General features: G+C 32.9%; 16 protein-coding genes, 1 other RNA gene and 1 other annotated feature. Of the genes, 3 read left to right on the forward strand and 14 right to left on the reverse strand.

Translation table 11 applies throughout. From position 1 onward, the window contains the following. From UGRO018_RS12550 to mutS, 5 genes are all read right to left on the reverse strand, one after another. The coding region (locus UGRO018_RS12550; RefSeq protein WP_416326837.1) for a hypothetical protein at positions 1-381 on the reverse strand (381 nt) is incomplete at its 3' end. Between the two features lie 122 nt (positions 382-503). After that, a complete protein-coding gene (locus tag UGRO018_RS12555; protein WP_463667563.1) occupies positions 504-1,229 on the reverse strand; it encodes a tRNA threonylcarbamoyladenosine dehydratase in 726 nt (241 codons plus the stop codon). A 63-nt stretch (positions 1,230-1,292) separates the two neighbouring features. Next, entirely contained in the window at positions 1,293-2,204 is a 912-nt protein-coding gene (gene miaA / locus UGRO018_RS12560) for a tRNA (adenosine(37)-N6)-dimethylallyltransferase MiaA (RefSeq protein WP_416326838.1), read from the reverse strand. A gap of 3 nt (positions 2,205-2,207) precedes the next feature. Beyond that, the gene (gene mutL / locus UGRO018_RS12565; RefSeq protein WP_416326839.1) at positions 2,208-4,226 is read right to left on the reverse strand and encodes a DNA mismatch repair endonuclease MutL; all 2,019 of its coding nucleotides are present in this window, start codon (positions 4,224-4,226) and stop codon (positions 2,208-2,210) included. 16 nt (positions 4,227-4,242) lie between these two features. Continuing rightward, entirely contained in the window at positions 4,243-6,774 is a 2,532-nt protein-coding gene (gene mutS / locus UGRO018_RS12570; RefSeq protein ID WP_416326840.1) for a DNA mismatch repair protein MutS, read from the reverse strand. Between the two features lie 228 nt (positions 6,775-7,002). Between mutS and UGRO018_RS12575 the strand changes: the two genes are divergently transcribed. Further along, positions 7,003-8,223 (forward strand): FtsW/RodA/SpoVE family cell cycle protein, encoded by a 1,221-nt coding sequence (locus tag UGRO018_RS12575; RefSeq protein WP_416326841.1) that lies wholly within the window; start codon positions 7,003-7,005, stop codon positions 8,221-8,223. A gap of 22 nt (positions 8,224-8,245) precedes the next feature. Here the strand turns inward: UGRO018_RS12575 and UGRO018_RS12580 are convergent, their stop codons facing one another. Beyond that, positions 8,246-9,019: an NAD kinase gene (locus UGRO018_RS12580; protein ID WP_416326842.1), complete on the reverse strand. Its 774-nt coding sequence runs from the start codon at positions 9,017-9,019 to the stop codon at positions 8,246-8,248. A 59-nt stretch (positions 9,020-9,078) separates the two neighbouring features. Here UGRO018_RS12580 and UGRO018_RS12585 point away from each other — a divergent pair, with 59 nt between their 5' ends. Both UGRO018_RS12585 and UGRO018_RS12590 read left to right on the forward strand, forming a co-directional pair. Beyond that, positions 9,079-9,624, forward strand: a complete 546-nt coding sequence (locus tag UGRO018_RS12585) for a CYTH domain-containing protein (RefSeq protein ID WP_416326843.1) — start codon at positions 9,079-9,081, stop codon at positions 9,622-9,624. 35 nt (positions 9,625-9,659) lie between these two features. Continuing rightward, positions 9,660-9,887 carry a DUF1294 domain-containing protein gene (locus UGRO018_RS12590; RefSeq protein ID WP_416326879.1) on the forward strand — a complete coding sequence of 76 codons (228 nt, stop codon included), beginning with the start codon at positions 9,660-9,662 and terminating at the stop codon, positions 9,885-9,887. Here UGRO018_RS12590 and UGRO018_RS12595 read toward each other — a convergent pair. The 8 genes from UGRO018_RS12595 to gyrA all read right to left on the reverse strand — a co-directional run bounded on the left by UGRO018_RS12595 (position 9,870) and on the right by gyrA (position 18,667). Further along, positions 9,870-10,796, reverse strand: coding sequence for a hypothetical protein (locus tag UGRO018_RS12595; RefSeq protein WP_416326844.1), 927 nt, complete (start codon positions 10,794-10,796; stop codon positions 9,870-9,872). The two genes, UGRO018_RS12590 and UGRO018_RS12595, sit on opposite strands and share 18 nt — an antisense overlap. 66 nt (positions 10,797-10,862) lie before the next feature. Further along, on the reverse strand, positions 10,863-11,456 hold the full coding sequence (recR, locus tag UGRO018_RS12600) for a recombination mediator RecR (RefSeq protein WP_416326845.1): 594 nt from the start codon (positions 11,454-11,456) through the stop codon (positions 10,863-10,865). Next, complete coding sequence (locus UGRO018_RS12605) at positions 11,456-11,761, reverse strand: YbaB/EbfC family nucleoid-associated protein (RefSeq protein ID WP_416326846.1); 306 nt, start codon at positions 11,759-11,761, stop codon at positions 11,456-11,458. The genes recR and UGRO018_RS12605 overlap by 1 nt, the downstream gene beginning before the upstream one ends. A 4-nt stretch (positions 11,762-11,765) precedes the next feature. After that, complete coding sequence (gene dnaX, locus UGRO018_RS12610; protein ID WP_416326847.1) at positions 11,766-13,571, reverse strand: DNA polymerase III subunit gamma/tau; 1,806 nt, start codon at positions 13,569-13,571, stop codon at positions 11,766-11,768. Positions 13,572-13,654: 83 nt separating this feature from the next. Continuing rightward, complete coding sequence (tadA, locus tag UGRO018_RS12615; protein WP_416326848.1) at positions 13,655-14,131, reverse strand: tRNA adenosine(34) deaminase TadA; 477 nt, start codon at positions 14,129-14,131, stop codon at positions 13,655-13,657. A 15-nt stretch (positions 14,132-14,146) separates the two neighbouring features. Further along, positions 14,147-14,244, reverse strand: an RNA gene (ffs, locus tag UGRO018_RS12620) — signal recognition particle sRNA small type. Positions 14,245-14,594: 350 nt separating this feature from the next. Beyond that, complete coding sequence (serS, locus tag UGRO018_RS12625) at positions 14,595-15,881, reverse strand: serine--tRNA ligase (RefSeq protein WP_416326849.1); 1,287 nt, start codon at positions 15,879-15,881, stop codon at positions 14,595-14,597. 48 nt (positions 15,882-15,929) lie between these two features. After that, positions 15,930-16,133: a binding site (T-box leader), on the reverse strand. A gap of 8 nt (positions 16,134-16,141) precedes the next feature. Then, positions 16,142-18,667, reverse strand: a complete 2,526-nt coding sequence (gene gyrA / locus UGRO018_RS12630; protein ID WP_416326850.1) for a DNA gyrase subunit A — start codon at positions 18,665-18,667, stop codon at positions 16,142-16,144. Between the last annotated feature and the right edge of the window lie 2 nt (positions 18,668-18,669).

The following is an 18,669-nucleotide window of genomic DNA, read 5'->3' on the forward strand; positions in this document are numbered from 1 at the left end:
AACATAAGAATTTTTATCTTTAAGAAATATATATTGTAATAATAAATTACTATACCTCTCAAAATACTCAATAAGTCTATCAACAACTAAATCGTTAATTTTTTCCTTATAAATTCTAATTGAGTTTTTATTTAAATATTTTTTATTTGATTCCTCAATAAAATACGCTATTGGTATACTACCAAATGCTATAAAAAACTTTTCTAATTCAATAGAGGAAATTTTGATAATATCTATTATAATACCAATACAATTTTTTAAATCTATATTAAGACAATCTTTAATAATGATGGTTTCATGTTTATTTAAAGACCTCTTTTCAATATTTTCTTTTAATTTTCTACTTACTACATTATCGTCTGATATCAAATAAATTTTCATTATAAACCCTCATCTATCTATAAAAAAAAGATAACATAAAAATTATCTTTTACCAATACTATTTAATTCAATTAACTATTTTTTTTATATCTATGCTTCATTTAGATTTTTTTATAAATTCATCAACTAACTAAGATATTTCTTACCGCATAACTTGCAGCCACAAGCCCTGCAACACTTGGTACAAATGGAGAACTTGCAGGTGGCATCTTTTGTTTTCTTGTTACACCCTCTTCATTCACGATCAATGATTGTGTCATAGGTTGTTCTGTAGAAAATAATACAGGTATTTTTCCTTTGATTTTATGTTTTCTTACCATAGAACGCATGATTTTAGCTACAGGATCATAGCTTGTTTTCATAAGATCTGTAATTTCAATTTTCGTTGGATCCATACGATTTGCCATACCCATGCTCGAGATAAAAGGAATCTTATGTTCTAGACAATATTGAATCAAATCCAATTTCGAGCTCATAGTATCAATGGCATCTACAACAAAATCGACAGGCTGTTGAAATAATAACTCATTTTGTTGAGCTGAATAAAACATATCATAACAAATAACACGGCAATCTTTTCGATAAGTTTCAATACGCTCTTTCATCACCTTAGTTTTAGATTGATGTAAAGTATCATAAGTTGCGTGAATTTGACGATTTAAATTACTGATGGCTACAGTATCTCCATCTACTAGAATCAAAGATCCTATACCACAGCGAGCCAACGCTTCTGCTGCATAAGAACCAACGCCTCCTACGCCAACAACCATCACGGTAGCTGTACTTAATCTTTCTATTCCTTCTTTTTGAATCAAAAGTTCCATTCTCTGTAATGGTGTTTCTATCATGAAATTCTCCTTTTAGTTATTATTTTTTATTCTTTATATATCAGTATAATAACAAATGAAATACTATCTTTTTATCCATTCCTTAATATCATCTATAACATGATTAGGATATCCATCCTCAGTAATATCATACCAATGAACATCCATTTGATTTTTAAACCAAGTATATTGACGCTTTGCAAAGTTTCTTGAATTTTTTTTGATTAAGTCAATACAATCCTGTTTCGATGCTGTTCCATCAAAATAAGCTTTCCATTCCTTATAACCAATTCCTTTGAAACTTTGATACTCCCAACAATCAGGATATTGCTTGACGATATTTGTGATTTCCTCTAATAAGCCATCTTCTATCATTCGATCAACTCTTGCATTGATGCGTTCATATAGTGCATCACGATCCATTGTTAAACCAATGATATATGCATCATAGATAGGAGCATGTGTTTGTGCTTCTACAATTTCACTTTTCTTTTCTCCCATATGTGCCATATAAATTGCTCTACAAAGACGTTGTCGGTTATTAGGATGTAAATTACCACATGCTTTTGGATCAACTATTTGAAGAATACTCCAAAGTTGATCTCTTCCAAGTGTATGTAGAAACTCCATAAATTCATCATCTGATGGTTGTTCTACGAATTCATAATCATATAATGTAGATTTTACATATAATCCTGTTCCTCCGCAAATGATAGGTAATATATCTCTTTTACTCATATTTTGGATATAAGCTCTTGCTTTATCTTGAAATATTTTTACGTTATAATCTTCATTTAATGAAAAACAGTCTATCATATAATGAGGTATCCCTTTTGTTTCTTCTAATGTTACCTTAGCCGTTCCTATGCTCATTTCTTTATACACTTGCATAGAATCTCCACTAATAATTTCGCCATGTAATTGGCTTGCGACCTCAACACTTAATGCGGTTTTTCCTACGCCGGTAGGACCAACGATCACCAATACTTTTTCCATATCCTACCCTCTCTCGAATTGCTTAAACAAATCATCATCACTCATACAGATCAACGTTGGTCTTCCATGTGGACAATGAAATGGCTGTTCACATTTTCCCAAATCCACAATAACCTGTTTCATTTCTTCCATCGTTAAACTACGATGGAATCGAATAGAACTATGACATGCCATCGTTGCGATTGCATGTTTTCTTAACTTTTCGATACTGATATCACTATCTTGTTCGAAATAATCAATCATATCTCTGATAAAATCTTCTTCTTTGGTATCCTTCATCCAAATCGGTAATTCTCTTACAATAAAAGTTTGATTACCGAATACTTCTAAATGAATTCCAATTGATTCCATTAACGCATTGATTGCATCCACTTTTGTAATGGCTGACATCGGACAATCAATGGTAATCGGCAACAATAAAGGCTGTGTATCAGTGACACCATCTAATATTTGTTTTCCAATGACTTCATAATGATAACGTTCTTGAGCTGCATGTTGATCAATGATATAAAGTCCTTTTTCACCTTGTGCTATAATATAACAATTATGGAATTGTCCAATCACTTGTAATTGAGGTAAGCTTGGATTCACCGGTGTGAATTCTTTGATGACTTCTTTTGATGGTTCTTTGATTGCTTCTATAGCAATCTTATCTTCCTCAATTGGCGGTTGTGTTACTTTGACTTCCTCTATGTTTTGTAACTCTTCAACTTCTTTTTTTTCTATGATAGGATGTTGTTGCGTATCTTGTTTTATGTTAGTTTTTGTAAGTTTTTCTGCTTCTTTTACAAATGTTTCTCTTACACCTTTGGGATAAGAGGATTGTGGATATTGAATGGATGTTTTTTTATCCTTTTCTTCTTTTGTGACTGGTGGTTCCTCTATCATAGGGACAGGATTATTTTCCGGATGTACAAAGGAATCATTAATGTCATCATGTAGTTCTTTGACTGGTTTTTCTCTATCATAACTAAACTGTAATTCTTGTATTTCAACTTTTTCTTTGATGATATCTGCTTTCTTTATTTCAGGTACTTGTAATTGTTCCTTTAATGCTTGATGAATCGTTTCATATACCAATTTTTCAAGTTGCTTTTCTTTTGATAAACGTATTTCCCATTTACTAGGATGTACATTCACATCTACCAATTGTGCATCCATTTCCATATTGATGACAACAATAGGATATCTATCTTTTGGTAGATAATTTGCATAAGCATCCATTACTGCTTTTTGTAGATGGTAATTTCGAATCATACGACCATTGATATATAATAACATATAGTATTTGGTAGCACGATTGAATTGCGGTTGCATGACATAACCGGTAATATGATAATCTAAGTCTTTCCCGTTTAATTCAATTGCTGTTTTTGCAGTATCTCTACCATATATTTGCATTAAAACTTCTAATAAAGAACCGTTTTCTCTTGTTTTGAAAATGGTTCTTCCATCATGGGATAGACAAAAGCCAATTTCAGGATGAGATAATGCAAATTTCTGTACAACATCACTGATTAAGGAAAATTCATATTGTGGACTTTTTAAATGCTTAAAACGTGCAGGTGTTTTCTGAAAAAGGTTCTTTACTTCGATCATTGTTCCCTTTGGTGTTCCACAAGGTTTCGCACTTAACAGCTTACCATAATTGATTTCTACCTCAGTGGCATCTATACCATTATTGGTTCTCAATAATACATGGGATACAGAAGCAATAGATGGAAGTGCTTCGCCACGAAATCCCATCGTATGAATATTCCATAAGTCATTGACTTCTTTTAATTTACTGGTAGCGTGTCGCTCAAATGCTAAAGTCGCATCTTGTGCATCCATACCATCTCCATCATCAATAATGGTTATCGTATCGATACCTCCTTGTAAAATCTGTATTTCTATATTTTTCGCATGTGCATCCATACAATTTTCTACAAGTTCCTTTACGATTCCCATTGGGCGTTCAACAACTTCACCTGCCGCTATCATATTGGAAAGATGTTCATCTAGACGATTGATTTTTCCCATGAGAAGCACCTCCTTTTTATTTTATATTTGCTTTTAATTCATATAAAAACTGTAAAGCTTCCATTGGTGTCATTTTATTGACATCAACTGCATTGATCTGTTCTATCAGTTCTACATGTTTTGGATTTTCCTTTTCTATTACTACAGGACCTGTTAATTCCTTAAGCTGATTCGGCTGAGTCTCCAGATTATCTAATATCTGCTTTGCTCGATCTAATACTGAACTTGGAAGATGTGCAAGTCGTGCGACATTGATACCATAAGATTTATCTGCTTTGCCATCTACAACACGATATAAGAAGGTGACATGCTCATCTTCTTCATGAACATCTACATGAACATTATGAATAGAAGGATTTTTTGATTCCATCTCAGTTAGTTCGTGATAATGAGTTGAAAATAATGTCTTTGCTTTAATGTTTCGATCGATATATTCGATCATTGCTTGAGCTAACGCCATACCATCATAGGTTGAAGTACCACGACCTATTTCATCAAATAAGATTAAGGAGTTGGCAGTTGCATTTTTTAAAGCATTGTTTGCCTCTATCATTTCTACCATAAATGTAGATTGTCCGCTCATGATATCATCACTTGCACCTATTCTAGTAAATATTTGATCAAATATTGGCATATCTGCTTTTCTAGCCGGTACAAAACATCCGATTTGTGCCATGATGACGATCAGAGCTGTTTGTCTCATATATGTAGATTTACCACCCATGTTAGGCCCGGTAATCATTAAGATATCATTTTGTTCATCCATCTTCAGATCATTAGAAACATAACGTGTTGTTTTCATCATCTTATCCAAGATAGGATGACGTGCTTCTTCTAATAGAATACTATGTGATGTATGAAATTGGGGTCTTGTATAACCATTTTCACTACTGATTTCAGATAAAGAGAATAATGCATCAATGGTAGATAACGCATTAGATAAATCATGTAGCTTTGGAAGATATACTTTAATTTGATTTAATAAATCATTAAATAATTCTATTTCCAAACGAACGCTTCTTTCCTGTGCATGTACAATGGCATCTTCTTTTTCTTTTAATTCCTGTGTTACGAAACGTTCAGCATTACTTAGTGTCTGTTTTCGGATATAACCATATTCTTCTTTGATTTGTCCGACATTGGTTTTGGTTACTTCGATATAATATCCAAATACCCTATTATAACCGATTTTTAATGATTTAACACCGGTACGTTCTTTTTCTTTATTTTCTAAATCTAAAATCCAATCTTTTCCATGCTTTCCGATTTCTCTGACACGATCTAATTCTTCACTATAGCCATCTACAAAGACACCTCCATCCTTGAAGGTCAAAGGTGGATTATCTATTATAGCGCCATTGATAACATCATAAAGCTCTTTACATGGATCAATTTGACGAAATTCATCATAGCTCTTACATCCTTGAAAAAGTTCAAAGATCGTAGGGGCATGTTCTAATGTTTTTACCAGACGAAGAACATCTCTTGGATTGGCATTACCATATGCAACACGTGCACTTAAACGTTCCATATCATATACATAACCCAAATGCTCTTTTAATTCATCCTTGGTGATAAAATTATCGTTTAAGTATTCAATCGCATCTAATCGCTGATTGATTGCGGATGGATCTACTAATGGATATTCGATCCATTTTTTTAAAAGTCTGGAGCCCATAGAGCTTCTGCATTTATCTAAAAAATCCCATAACGTTTGTGATTTTGAATTATTGCGAATACTTTGCGTCAACTCTAAGTTTTGTTTTGTAGAGAAATCCATCTGTAAGAATTCATTTTCATACACCATTTCTACATGTTGTAGATGTGCCATATTACGCTTTTGTGTTTCTTCCAAATAATTCATTAAAATACCAAATGTTTGATGAACTCGATCATCTTCGATACCTTGTAATAAATATTGATATTCCTCTTTGATTTGCGAATTATTTTCTATGGATATGGTAATGCATTGCATATCTTCGATCATCTTTAAGATTTTTTTATCAAATTTTTCTTCCACGACGATTTCTTTTACATTATTACCCAATAGTACCTTTTGTATCGCCATAACTTGTTTGTCAATTAATTGTGCTCTCATTTCTCCTGTGGTCATTTCACATAATACCACGGCAAGACCAAATTGATAATCATGCATAGACGCAATATATACGGTATTTTTTTCATCACTAACTTCATCCATGATCGTTCCTGGTGTTACAATTTTGATTACATCTCTTTTCACAAGGCCTTTTGCTAAAGCCGGATCTTCCAGTTGTTCCACAATGGCAACCTTATACCCCTTTTGAATTAAACGCTGGATATAGCCATTTGCTGCATGATGAGGAATGCCACACATCGGTACTCTTTCCTCTACACCGGCATTTCTTCCGGTTAAGACTAAATCTAGCTCTTGACTAGCTGTTTTCGCATCATCAAAAAACATTTCATAAAAGTCTCCTAAACGATAAAATATAATTGCATCTTTATGTTGTTCTTTCACTTCCAGATAGTGTTTCATCATCGGTGTATAACTAGGTTTTTTACTCATTGTATCAACTCCACTTCGATTATATATTATAACAAATTTTCCTATCTTTTTGTGCGATTTCACTTGATTATTTTATCTTTCAAAATATTTAAAAATCCTTTTATTTACCAGTTTTTTGTTCCTAGATGAAATCTTTCTAATTCTTAAGAAGTTTTGCATATAACCAATCACATAACAGTTTTAAAACGTGTTATAATAAATACACTTGAGAAAATGGAGTTGATGCGAATGAAGTTAGGATTATCGCGTGCGAAAAGCCCCGATAAGTTTGATTATATACTCATAGGAACCATCATTATGATGATGTTTACAAGTCTTGCGGCGATATATTCTGCATTTGGAATCTTAGGAACTGCAGCTGGTATGAATTACCTTATAAAACAAATCATGTGGTATGTGTTAGGTTTCATCGTCATTGCTGCTTTGATGTTTTTAGGAAATGACTCCTTATTGCAATTTGCTAAAATCGGTTATTGGATATTACTGGTCATGCTTGCCTTATTGCTTGTTGATAAAGTGTACCATTCCTTTACATTAAGAGATCTTCCTTTTTTCCTTACAGTGAATGGTGCTACCTCGTGGTTTGATTTACCTGCTGGTATTGGTTCTTTCCAACCAAGTGAATTTATGAAGATCGTTTTGATTATACTAGTTGCGAATATCATTGATGAGCATAACAAAGAAAAGCTAACGGAATCCTATGAACAGGATTTTAAATTAATTATAGAAATATTAAAGTGGGCAATACCTCCTGTGATACTGGTGTTGATTCAACCGGATACAGGTGTAGTACTGATCATGTTTATCTCAATTGCGGCTATGGTTATGTGCAGTGGTATAAAAAAAGAATGGATCATGATATTACTTAGTATTGTAGCCATTGCGCTTGCATTGTTCTTCTATATGTATTTCTTTCACTTTGATACATTGAATGCCTTGATTGGCGGTGAAGGCGGTTATAAACTAAGACGTATCACAAGTTGGTTAAATCCTGAATCAGATATCGGTGGTGATGGTCATCAATTATACTTATCGCTTCTTGTTATAGGTTCTGCAGGGTTAAGCGGACATGGTATGCAAGCTAGCCTAGTTAGTTTACCTGAGGCTCAAACCGATTTGATTTTCGCAGTTATCGGACAAACATGGGGATTTATTGGAACGATATTTGTTGTTGGTTTATGTTTATTCCTTGATTTACATATTTGTAGGATTGCTTCATTATCTAAAAATATGATTGATAAATATATGTTGATTGGGTTTTTAGGTTTGTTGTTATATCAGCAATTTCAAAATATTGGGATGTTGATCGGATTACTACCGATTACAGGTATTACATTACCGTTTCTATCTTATGGTGGTTCTAGTATGTTATCCTATATGGTCGCAATCGGTATCATTATGAATGCTAGTAGAAAAGCAAAAAAACTTTCGGATTATGTATACGAATAAGCCAGGTCACATGACCTGGCTTTTAATATAGATTTTTTAATCGCTTTAAGTAACTATATTCTCGATATCTAGCAAACTTTACTTTTTTATCTGACATTCTACAAATAACTTGAGTTGTATTTTCCAGTTGTTCGTTTAAGTGATCATAACAAAGCATTGCTGTATCAAAGGTATTACTTTTCATTGTAACAACCCTATTTTCCATTAGAATATATGGACTTCCAAGCGAACGATGTTTAGAATGTTGAATAGCAGTTACTTCTGCCAATTGCATAACAGATAACCCACATTCAATCACAGCACCGCCCAATCCTCGATTATATGCGGTAGAACCTGCTTGGGTTGATAAACAAATTCCCGATCCTCTACATGTTTCAAAAAATTCACCATCGATATAGACGTCAACAATTTGTGATTTCACAAGATTTTCGATTCTCATTTCATTTAAAGCATAGAAAGGCGTCTTATGATCATCCAATTCGATTCTTAGTAAACGTGATTCATAAATATGTGGTGTCTTATGAAGAATATCATGTAGACACTCTTCTAACTCCTCTTCCGTATAGTCAGTGAAAAAACCAAGCGTCCCTGTATGGATACCTAAAAAAAGAAGATCATTGATTCTATCTAAAAACTGATGCACACCATATAATAGTGTCCCATCTCCACCAACACAAATAATGAGTTGTGCTGTTTTTTCATTTTCGATCCAGCCTTCTTCATTTAATCTTTTTCTGATTTTTTGTGAAACAATATGAGACTTCTCATCAACTTTAGAAACAATTGCATAATTCATCACAAATCACTTCCTTTTGCGTTGTTTCTATTGTATCATAGATTTCAGGGTGATGAAAGATGAATCAAAATATAGAAAAAGAATATAAGGTTTTATTAACGAAAGAACAATTTCATATTTTAACAAAACAATATGATCATTTGGTTTTTATCCGACAGATCAATACCTATTATGATACGGAAGATTGGCAGATACGAAAGAATTATGGTTCTATGAGAATAAGAGAAAAAGAAGGCCATTTTATATTTACGTTAAAAAAACATACGAATGAGGGTCTTATGGAATTTGAGAAAGAGGTTTTTGAAAATTCTATTTTAGCATTTGAAGATAGTGAAATAAAGGCTTTGTTGCTTGAGTTAAATATTAAATCCCCAATTGTTGAGCTAACGAGTCTTACAACAGATCGTGCTGTTATTTTTAATGGTTATGCTGAAATATGTTTTGATCATAATATGTATCATGGAATTGAAGATTATGAAATTGAGTATGAATATAAAAAAGAGCATGATGGATTGCGAATGTTTGAGGATATTTTAAAACCGCTAAACATTCATTATGAAAAAAATTGTGTTTCAAAAAGTAAGCGAGCCTTATCTACATTATGATTGATATTTTTTATATAGTTTACTTTATTTGGAACATGTTTGTCTTCTTCTTAATGGGTCTTGATAAATATAAGGCTAAGCATCATTTATATCGTATATCAGAAGCTACCTTACTAGGTTGTGCTGCTTTATTTGGTGGATTCGGTGGATGCTTGGGAATGGTATGTTTTCATCATAAAACTAAAAAAAGAAAGTTTCAGATACTCATGCCTCTTGCATTTGTCCTTCAGCTTTCTTTCTACTTGCTAGTCATCATTGACTAGCTTTTCTTTATATTGTACACCACTATGGTCTAATAATTTCTTCATTTCCTGATTTAACTTTTGTTGGAATACTAGGATCAAATCAATACTATTTGCATATTCACTCATTTGAATATAACTATTAAATAAAACATAGTGTCCTATATACCTCTGGAGTTTACTAATGGAATCATTTATACTGATCAAACAAGGAAGATATACACTTAGTTTCTCATCCTTATGATCAATCCAAGCATTTCTTCCAACCATCTTTTGATTTGCGGAGGTAATGAAGTGTTGGCAATATTTAAACACTTTTATATCTTCATATTTACTTATATCCAATTTTAGTTTTTCATTGATATTCATAATAAAATTAAACTTTGCATCATCTATGAATGTTTCATCATTTTCATATAAGATATTGGACCAGATATCCATACCTATTTCATTAGCAACATTAAGGATCTTACTTGTATTCATCATATCGTCTTTATCTAAATAAAAATAACTTTCTATTTTATTTGATATTTCAACACCAATCTCACTTAAATAAACAGGAGCTTGAAAGAATGTCACTTCTTGTAATTCAAAACAACTCAAAGAAGTCGGTAGTTTATGATTTTTAGTAATTTTAAGAATTGCTTCTTCTAATGCTTCTTTTGTTGCATATCCGTTCTTTGTACCATATCTCAACCACATTTGATCAAAGGAAAGAATATGGTTAACTTTTAGCTTTCCATAACCTAAAATTCCCTTTTCTTTCTTAATTCCCTTCTCTGTTCCTTTAGCAAGGAAAAATAGAAAATCACCATACTTAAAATTTGTTATCTTTTTTAGGCTTGGTTTCCAAAAGTTTATTTCTCTATTTGCATTTAGTCGATGGTATTCTATCATCTGTCGGTCTGTGACATAAGCAATGGAAGACATAGTATCACCCTTTTCTACTTTTATTTTAACATGAAATAAAAAGAAAAACCGTGGATATCACGATTTTTACATTTTATTTCGACCTTCAATTGCTTTGATTAATGTCAGCTCATCTGCATAGTCTAAATGTCCCCCCATAGGAAGCCCATGGGCTATTCTGGTCACTGTTACCGGATAGTTTTCTAATAGTTTTGAAATATAAAGAGCAGTGGTTTCACCTTCAACAGTTGGATTTGTCGCAAGAATGACTTCTTTTGTATCATCATTGATTCTATCCATCAAGGATGCAATATTGATATCATCCGGTAGAATACCCTTTGATGTTGAAATCACCCCATTTAAAACATGATATACACCATTAAATTCTCTTGTTTTTTCCATGGCGATAACATCCTTAGCGGTTTGTACAACACAGATTACAGATTCATCTCTTGTATGATCTTTACAAATTTCACATGTATCTCCTTCTGATAAGTTACCACATATATTACATCGTTTTAAATCACCATTCTGAATATTGCTTAGACTATGAATAAAATCATCTAACTTTTCTTCATCCCATTCTAGAATTTGAAATGCATATCGTTCTGCTGTTTTTAAGCCTACACCTGGTAAATTTCTAAGACTTTCAACCAGCGCTTCAAATTGTTTAGGATACATTAGAAGCCTCCTGGCATTTTTACTCCACCTGTAATTGAGTTCATAGTTTTTTCTTTATCCTCTACAGCTTGTGTAAAAGCATCATTTAATGCTGCTTTTAACATTTCTTGTAAATCCTCTTTACCATCCTTTTCAAGAAGTGATTCTTCAATTTGAATATCTTCTACCTTCATATCCTTTATCACTACTTTAACAACACCTCCACCCATGGTTGCTTCATATTCTTTTGTGGAAAGTTCTTCTTCTACTTTTGCTAAATCCTTTTGCATCTTCTGTGCCTGTTTTAATAATGCTTGCATATTCATATTGTTATTCCTCCATCACTGTTATATTTTCTTTTCCAAAGAGATCTAAAACAATCTCTTCTTGTGTTTTTTCTTTATTTTTTTCTGTATCGACTACTACATCTTGTACTTGAATTGGATCAGGTAATGTTCCATTTAGCATTCTCTCTTTAAATGCTTGAATTACTCTTTTCTGTTGATCCATAGAGATTGCAAATATCTTCTTAGACTTTTCTAATAATTCTAATAAAAACTCACACAATTCATTATTACTATCTAGTTCATTGATTTGATTTGCTTCAGCTTGATTATCAACAACAAGAACAACATAGTTATGTCCAGATCCAACAATTCCACCATGTTTTAATAGATTCGCATATTTTGCCCATTTTAAATTAATGGTATACTCATCAATACGCTTAAAATTTTTCATATCATTCGCTTTTTCAGGTTTATTTGCACCGGCTAATAAACCAAGTATGAATTCATCATCTAAAGGCTCTGCTGCTTTATTCTCATGGACCTTTACTTCAACAGGCGCCGATACTACTTCTTGATGAAAATTAAAGCTTCCATCATCTATATCTTGAATATCAGGGGATGTTTCCGGCATTTTATACACAGGCTTTGATTTTGATGTTTCACGTGAAACATTATTAGATGTTGGTTCTATAGAAATTGGTGTTTCCCTCTTTTTGAATAGAGGCTCTGGCTTCTGCTCAATTTGTTGGACATTAGATACTGCTTCATCAGAAGCCGCCAAATCTAGCATTTTCAGTAAACATACTTCAAAATATGATCCAGCATTTGCCGCCGTTCTATATTTATCATAAGTTTCCATCAAAAGAGTTATCATATCAAATCGCTTTTTAATTGATATTTGATCAGTAATATGGATAACCTCATTAGAAGTTAATACATGTAGCAGATTTGATTCTTTCGTATATTCGAAAATAATGGTTTCCTTTAATATCTCAATCAAATCATTAGTTAATCGTTTGATATCGATTCCCTTATCAATTAAAGTATCAATAATATTCAATAGTTCTAAAGCATTCTTTTGAAAGATATGATCAAATAATGTTAGTTTTTCTTTTACTGTTGTGATACCATAAATCTCATTGATATGATGTACTTTTATATCATCTTGAGCATAAGCAATACACTGATCAAGAATAGAAAGAGCATCACGTAGCCCACCATCTGCCAATTGAGCTATGATCCTAACAACCTCATCCTCACATGTAATATGCTCAGCCTCTAATATTGTATGCAAACGACCTATTATTTCATTATCAGAAACCTTTGTGAAATCAAATCGTTGACATCTAGAAATGATAGTTGGCAATACTTTATGAGGCTCTGTAGTTGCTAAAATAAAGATTACGTGTTCAGGTGGTTCCTCTATTGTTTTCAATAATGCATTAAATGCACCGGAAGACATCATATGAACCTCATCAATGATATAAACCTTATACTTGCCCTTTAATGGAGCATATTTTACTTTTTCAATTAAACTACGTACCTCTTCAACACCATTATTACTGGCTGCATCTATTTCAATGATATCAGGATGAGTACCACTTAATACTGCTTGGCAGTTTTCACAAACACCACAAGGTTTATGATCAGTACTCTCACAGTTAATCATTTTTGCAAATATCTTTGCGATAGAAGTTTTTCCAGTTCCTCTTGGTCCACAGAATAAATATGCATGTGCTATCTTATGCTGTTCAACAGCATGCTGTAGAGTCTTTACCACATGTTGTTGTCCTGCAACTTCCTCAAAGCTATTTGGTCGATAAGTACGATAAAGTGCTTTATATGCCATACTTCACCTGCTTTCTCTAGTGATTATTATACCATGGATTCATGAAGAAATTAATATAAAAAAGCAAATAAACAAATGCATAATTAACCTTCGTTTATTCGCTTATTCTTCTTACTTTCTCTCTTTTTTTTAAAGAAATCCTTTAATAATTGTGCACACTCAGTTGCTAAGACACCACTACTTATTTCAGGATAGTGATTAAAACCTTTATACTCATAGAGTTTAATACAACTTTCAATACATCCACCTTTTGGATCAGCAGCACCATAAACAACTCGCTTGATTCTTGATTGTAATATTGCACCTGTACACATTGCACATGGTTCTAAAGTAACATATAAGATACAATCATCTAATCTCCAACTTTTTAATTTTCTGCAAGCTTTTTGTATTGCAATAATCTCAGCATGTGCAATTGATTGTTGCTTACTCTCTCTAAGATTATATCCTCTTGCGATAATTTTATCATCCTTTACAATGACACATCCAATTGGAACCTCATCTATTGATTCAGCCTTTTTTGCTTGTTTCATTGCTTCCTTCATATATTTTTCATCCATTGATTTTTCCTCATAAAATAAAAAAGTGCTACCACACATAATAGAGCTCCCTTAAGGCTGCTTCGTTCCCGACCTGACCTAATTCAGTAGATATCATTGTAGTAGCTTTTATATTATAACATAGAACAAGAAAAATTCAACATCAACTTTTTATATTTTTCTAATTTTGATAATTTGTTTCACGTGAAACAAAAAAATAGCTATTTTTTTGTGAATTGAGATTAGTCATTCTCTATATCATGATATTTCGATGCAAATTACAAGTTGATAAAAGATAGTATAAAATACAAAATTATCCTTTATTTATCACTTATTTTAATATATTATATACATTGATTTTTAAGCTGTTTTTTTATCAAATAAGAGCAATTTTATATAAATTTCTAATGTTTCACGTGAAACTAATCATAGTTTCATAAAAAAATACTCTCATTCATAAAAATATGAAAAGAGTATCCTTTTATTATTTTGTTGGAATCATTTTTTCAGTTCCACCCATGTATGGACGAAGAACTTCCGGTATGTTTACTGATCCATCTTCATTCAAATTATTTTCAAGGAATGCTATTAACATTCTTGGCGGAGCTACCACTGTATTATTTAATGTATGAGCAAAATATTTTCCATCTTCACCTTTTACACGAATACCCAAGCGTCTTGCCTGTGCATCAGTTAAATTAGAACAGCTACCTACTTCAAAATATTTTTTCTGACGAGGACTCCATGCCTCAACATCAATAGACTTACATTTTAAATCAGCAAGATCACCTGAACAACATTCTAACGTTCTTACAGGAATATCTAAACTTCTAAATAAGTCAACTGTATTTGTATATAGTTTTACAAACCAATCTGCACTTTCCTCTGGTTTACAAACAACGATCATCTCTTGTTTTTCAAATTGGTGAATACGATACACTCCACGTTCTTCTATTCCATGTGCACCTTTTTCTTTACGGAAACATGGAGAATAGCTAGTATAAGTATATGGAAGTTTCTTTTCATCTAAAATCGTATCGATAAATTTTCCAATCATAGAATGTTCAGAAGTACCAATCAGATACAAATCTTCACCTTCTATTTTATACATCATTCCTTCCATTTCCGCAAAACTCATAACTCCTGTAACAACATCACTACGAATCATGAAAGGAGGAACAACATAAGTAAAACCTCTATTGATCATGAAATCTCTAGCATAAGAAATAACAGCAGAATGTAATCTAGCAATATCGCCCATCAAATAATAGAATCCATTACCGGCAACTTTTCTTGCGCTATCTAAATCTATACCATCAAATTTTTCCATAATCTCAGTGTGATAAGGAATTTCAAAATCAGGAACCACAGGTTCACCATATTTTTTCAATTCCACATTTTCACTATCATCCTTGCCAATTGGAACACTTGGATCAATGATATTTGGTATCTGCATCATGATATTTTTAATTTCAGTACTTAGGACAGCTTCTTTTTCTTCAGTAACTTTCATTTCATCAGCCATAGATTGCACTTGTGCTTTTATCTTTTCAGCTTCTTCTTTTTCACCTTTAGCCATCAATCCGCCAATTTGTTTACTCAACTTGTTTCTTTGACTTCGAAGTTCATCACCTTTTTGTTTTAATTCACGATTTTCCACATCTAATTGGATTACCTTGTCTACAAGTTCTAATTTGTGATCCTGAAATTTTTTTCTTATATTCTCTTTTACAAGTTCAGGATTTTCACGTAAGAATTTCATATCTAACATACTTTATAACCTCCATATTCCTATATAAATAAAAAAGAGGTATTGTCCGAAAGGGACGATACCTCGTGTTGCCACCCTTTTTCAATCAGAAAAACTGATTATCTCAAAGCGATAACGGTGCTACCGTAATCAACTACTCAATTCATTGATTCACTCCAAGGTTGATTTCATAAACAGTTATCATAACTTCCACCAGCCGTTATTTCTCTATGCATAAACATGTTTATTACTTATCCTTTTCAACGTTTGTTTATTTTATATCATTCTTTGTTTTCATTGTCAATCACTTCTTCAGAAACATCATTGATTTCCGTAGTTTCAGTAACATTGTCACTATTTTCTACTTCTTTTTCCTCTTCAATTTCTTCTGCATCAACAATTGCTACCTTAGATACTGATTCTTCATCGCCTACATGGATCAATCTTACACCTTGTGTATTACGGCTATAAATACCAATATTTTCTACTGCGATACGAATGATAATTCCACTATTTGTGATAATCATAACATCTTCATCACCATTCACTGCACGTACAGATATCAATTCACCGGTTTTATCAGTTACATTGATGGTTTTTACACCTTTCGCTCCACGTGTTGTCAAACGATATTCTGAAATTGGTGTACGTTTACCATAACCATTCTCACTTACTGCTAATAGATGTGTTCCATCTCTATTTGTAGCAAGACCAACAACGATGCTGCCATCTGTATTAAATCCTTTGACACCACTTGCTGTTCTTCCCATAGGACGAATATCATCTTCATTGAAACGCACTGCTTTACCATTTGATCCTGCGATAATGATTTCATCATCACCAGTTGTTTCTTTAACTCCAACAAGTTCATCATCTTCACGTAACGTGATAGCGATTTTACCGTTTTGACGAATAGAATCAAATTCACTCATAGGAGTACGTTTTACAATACCTTTTTTCGTCACGAACATCAAATATTCAGACTCAGATTCACGTTTTACAGGTACCAATGTACAAACTTTTTCTTCTTTATCTAAATTCAATAAATTAACAACCGGCAAACCTTTTGCAGTTCTTGAAGCATTAGGTATTTGATATCCTTTGATACGATATACTTTACCATAGTTTGTAAACAACAATAAATAATCATGTGTAGACATCGTAATCAATAAATCTACAACATCATCCTCATTCACTGCCATTCCCTTCACTCCACGACCACCACGATTTTGTGTACGATAAGTATCTACAGGCATACGTTTTACATAGCCGTTGGTTGTCATAGTGATCACCACATCTTCTACAGGGATCAAATCTTCATCCTGCATATCGAAGTCAGCTTCACTGATTTCTGTACGACGTGGATCACCAAAGCGATTTTTCACTTCAGTTAATTCATCTGTAATGATTTGAACAACTCTGGAATGATTTGCTAGAATATCTTTTAAATCGGCAATCTGAATCATCAATTCTTGATATTCATTTTCAATTTTATCTCTTTCCAAACCTGTCAAACGTCTTAAACGCATTTCAAGAATCGCATTAGCTTGTATTTCACTTAAATGAAAACGTTCGATCAATTCATTACGTGCAACTGAGTCAGTTTCTGATGCTCGAATGATACGAATGATTTCGTCAATATGATCTAATGCAATTCGTAAACCTTCTAATATGTGTGCACGGTCTTCTGCCTTTTTCAGTTCGAATCTAGTTCGACGAACCGTCACTTCAATTTGATGATCAACATAATGTTGAAGCATCTCTTTGATTCCCATTTGCTTAGGTGTTTTATTTACCAAAGAAAGCATATTGCATCCAAAACTGGTTTGTAAAGATGTTAATCGATAAAGTTGATTTAAGATAACCTCAGTCTGAACATCCTTACGAACCTCAATGACGATACGAATACCCTCACGATTGGATTCATCATTCAAATAAGTGATTCCTTCTATTTGTTTATCACGTACTAAATTTGCTATTTTTTCAATCAAATTTGCTTTATTTACTTGATATGGGACCTCAGTAACAACGATTCTATGCTTTCCATTATCCATTTCCTCAATATGAGATTTTGCACGTACTACAACACTTCCACGCCCTGTTTCATAAGCCTGTTTGATCCCTGCTCTACCTAAAATGGTAGCTCCTGTTGGAAAATCAGGTCCTTGAATGTAATTATCCATCAAATCTTTTACTGTGATTTCAGGATTATCCATGATAGCTAATGTAGCATCAATAACTTCGTTTAAGTTATGAGGTGGAATGTTTGTAGCCATACCAACTGCAATACCAACAGCACCATTCACCAATAAATTTGGAAAACGAGCCGGTAACACTTCAGGTTCCACTTCTTCTGCATCATAGTTAGGACGGAAATCTACGGTATCTTTATTGATATCCTTCATCATTTCCATTGCGATTTTGCTCATACGAGCTTCGGTATAACGCATAGCAGCTGCACCATCGCCATCCATAGAACCGAAGTTACCATGTCCTTGAACTAACATATAACGATAACTGAAATCTTGTGCCATACGAACCATAGCATCATATACTGCAGTATCACCATGAGGATGATACTTACCTATAACTTCACCGACGATACGTGCTGACTTTTTAAACGGTTTGCTGGCAACGATACCTAATTCATTCATTGCATAAAGAATACGTCTATGTACTGGTTTTAATCCATCACGCACATCCGGCAAAGCACGATCCATAATAACTGACATAGAATAGTTTAAGAAAGAGGTACGCATCGTTTCATATATATCTACTTGTTTTAGTTTATCTTTATTTATATCCATCT

The sequence above is a fragment of the Hoskinsella mucinilytica genome, from assembly GCF_045223415.1.
In the GTDB taxonomy this organism is placed as follows: Bacteria; Bacillota_I; Bacilli_A; order Erysipelotrichales; family Erysipelotrichaceae; genus Hoskinsella; species Hoskinsella mucinilytica.

Coding starts and splice junctions, on each gene's coding strand:
- UGRO018_RS12555 (WP_463667563.1), bottom strand. CDS start 1,229: ATGATAGAAACACCATTACAGAGAATGGAACTTTTGATTCAAAAAGAA.
- miaA (WP_416326838.1), bottom strand. CDS start 2,204: ATGGAAAAAGTATTGGTGATCGTTGGTCCTACCGGCGTAGGAAAAACC.
- mutL (WP_416326839.1), bottom strand. CDS start 4,226: ATGGGAAAAATCAATCGTCTAGATGAACATCTTTCCAATATGATAGCG.
- mutS (WP_416326840.1), bottom strand. CDS start 6,774: ATGAGTAAAAAACCTAGTTATACACCGATGATGAAACACTATCTGGAA.
- UGRO018_RS12575 (WP_416326841.1), top strand. CDS start 7,003: ATGAAGTTAGGATTATCGCGTGCGAAAAGCCCCGATAAGTTTGATTAT.
- UGRO018_RS12580 (WP_416326842.1), bottom strand. CDS start 9,019: ATGAATTATGCAATTGTTTCTAAAGTTGATGAGAAGTCTCATATTGTT.
- UGRO018_RS12585 (WP_416326843.1), top strand. CDS start 9,079: ATGAATCAAAATATAGAAAAAGAATATAAGGTTTTATTAACGAAAGAA.
- UGRO018_RS12590 (WP_416326879.1), top strand. CDS start 9,660: ATGTTTGTCTTCTTCTTAATGGGTCTTGATAAATATAAGGCTAAGCAT.
- UGRO018_RS12595 (WP_416326844.1), bottom strand. CDS start 10,796: ATGTCTTCCATTGCTTATGTCACAGACCGACAGATGATAGAATACCAT.
- recR (WP_416326845.1), bottom strand. CDS start 11,456: ATGTATCCTAAACAATTTGAAGCGCTGGTTGAAAGTCTTAGAAATTTA.
- UGRO018_RS12605 (WP_416326846.1), bottom strand. CDS start 11,761: ATGAATATGCAAGCATTATTAAAACAGGCACAGAAGATGCAAAAGGAT.
- dnaX (WP_416326847.1), bottom strand. CDS start 13,571: ATGGCATATAAAGCACTTTATCGTACTTATCGACCAAATAGCTTTGAG.
- tadA (WP_416326848.1), bottom strand. CDS start 14,131: ATGGATGAAAAATATATGAAGGAAGCAATGAAACAAGCAAAAAAGGCT.
- serS (WP_416326849.1), bottom strand. CDS start 15,881: ATGTTAGATATGAAATTCTTACGTGAAAATCCTGAACTTGTAAAAGAG.
- gyrA (WP_416326850.1), bottom strand. CDS start 18,667: ATGGATATAAATAAAGATAAACTAAAACAAGTAGATATATATGAAACG.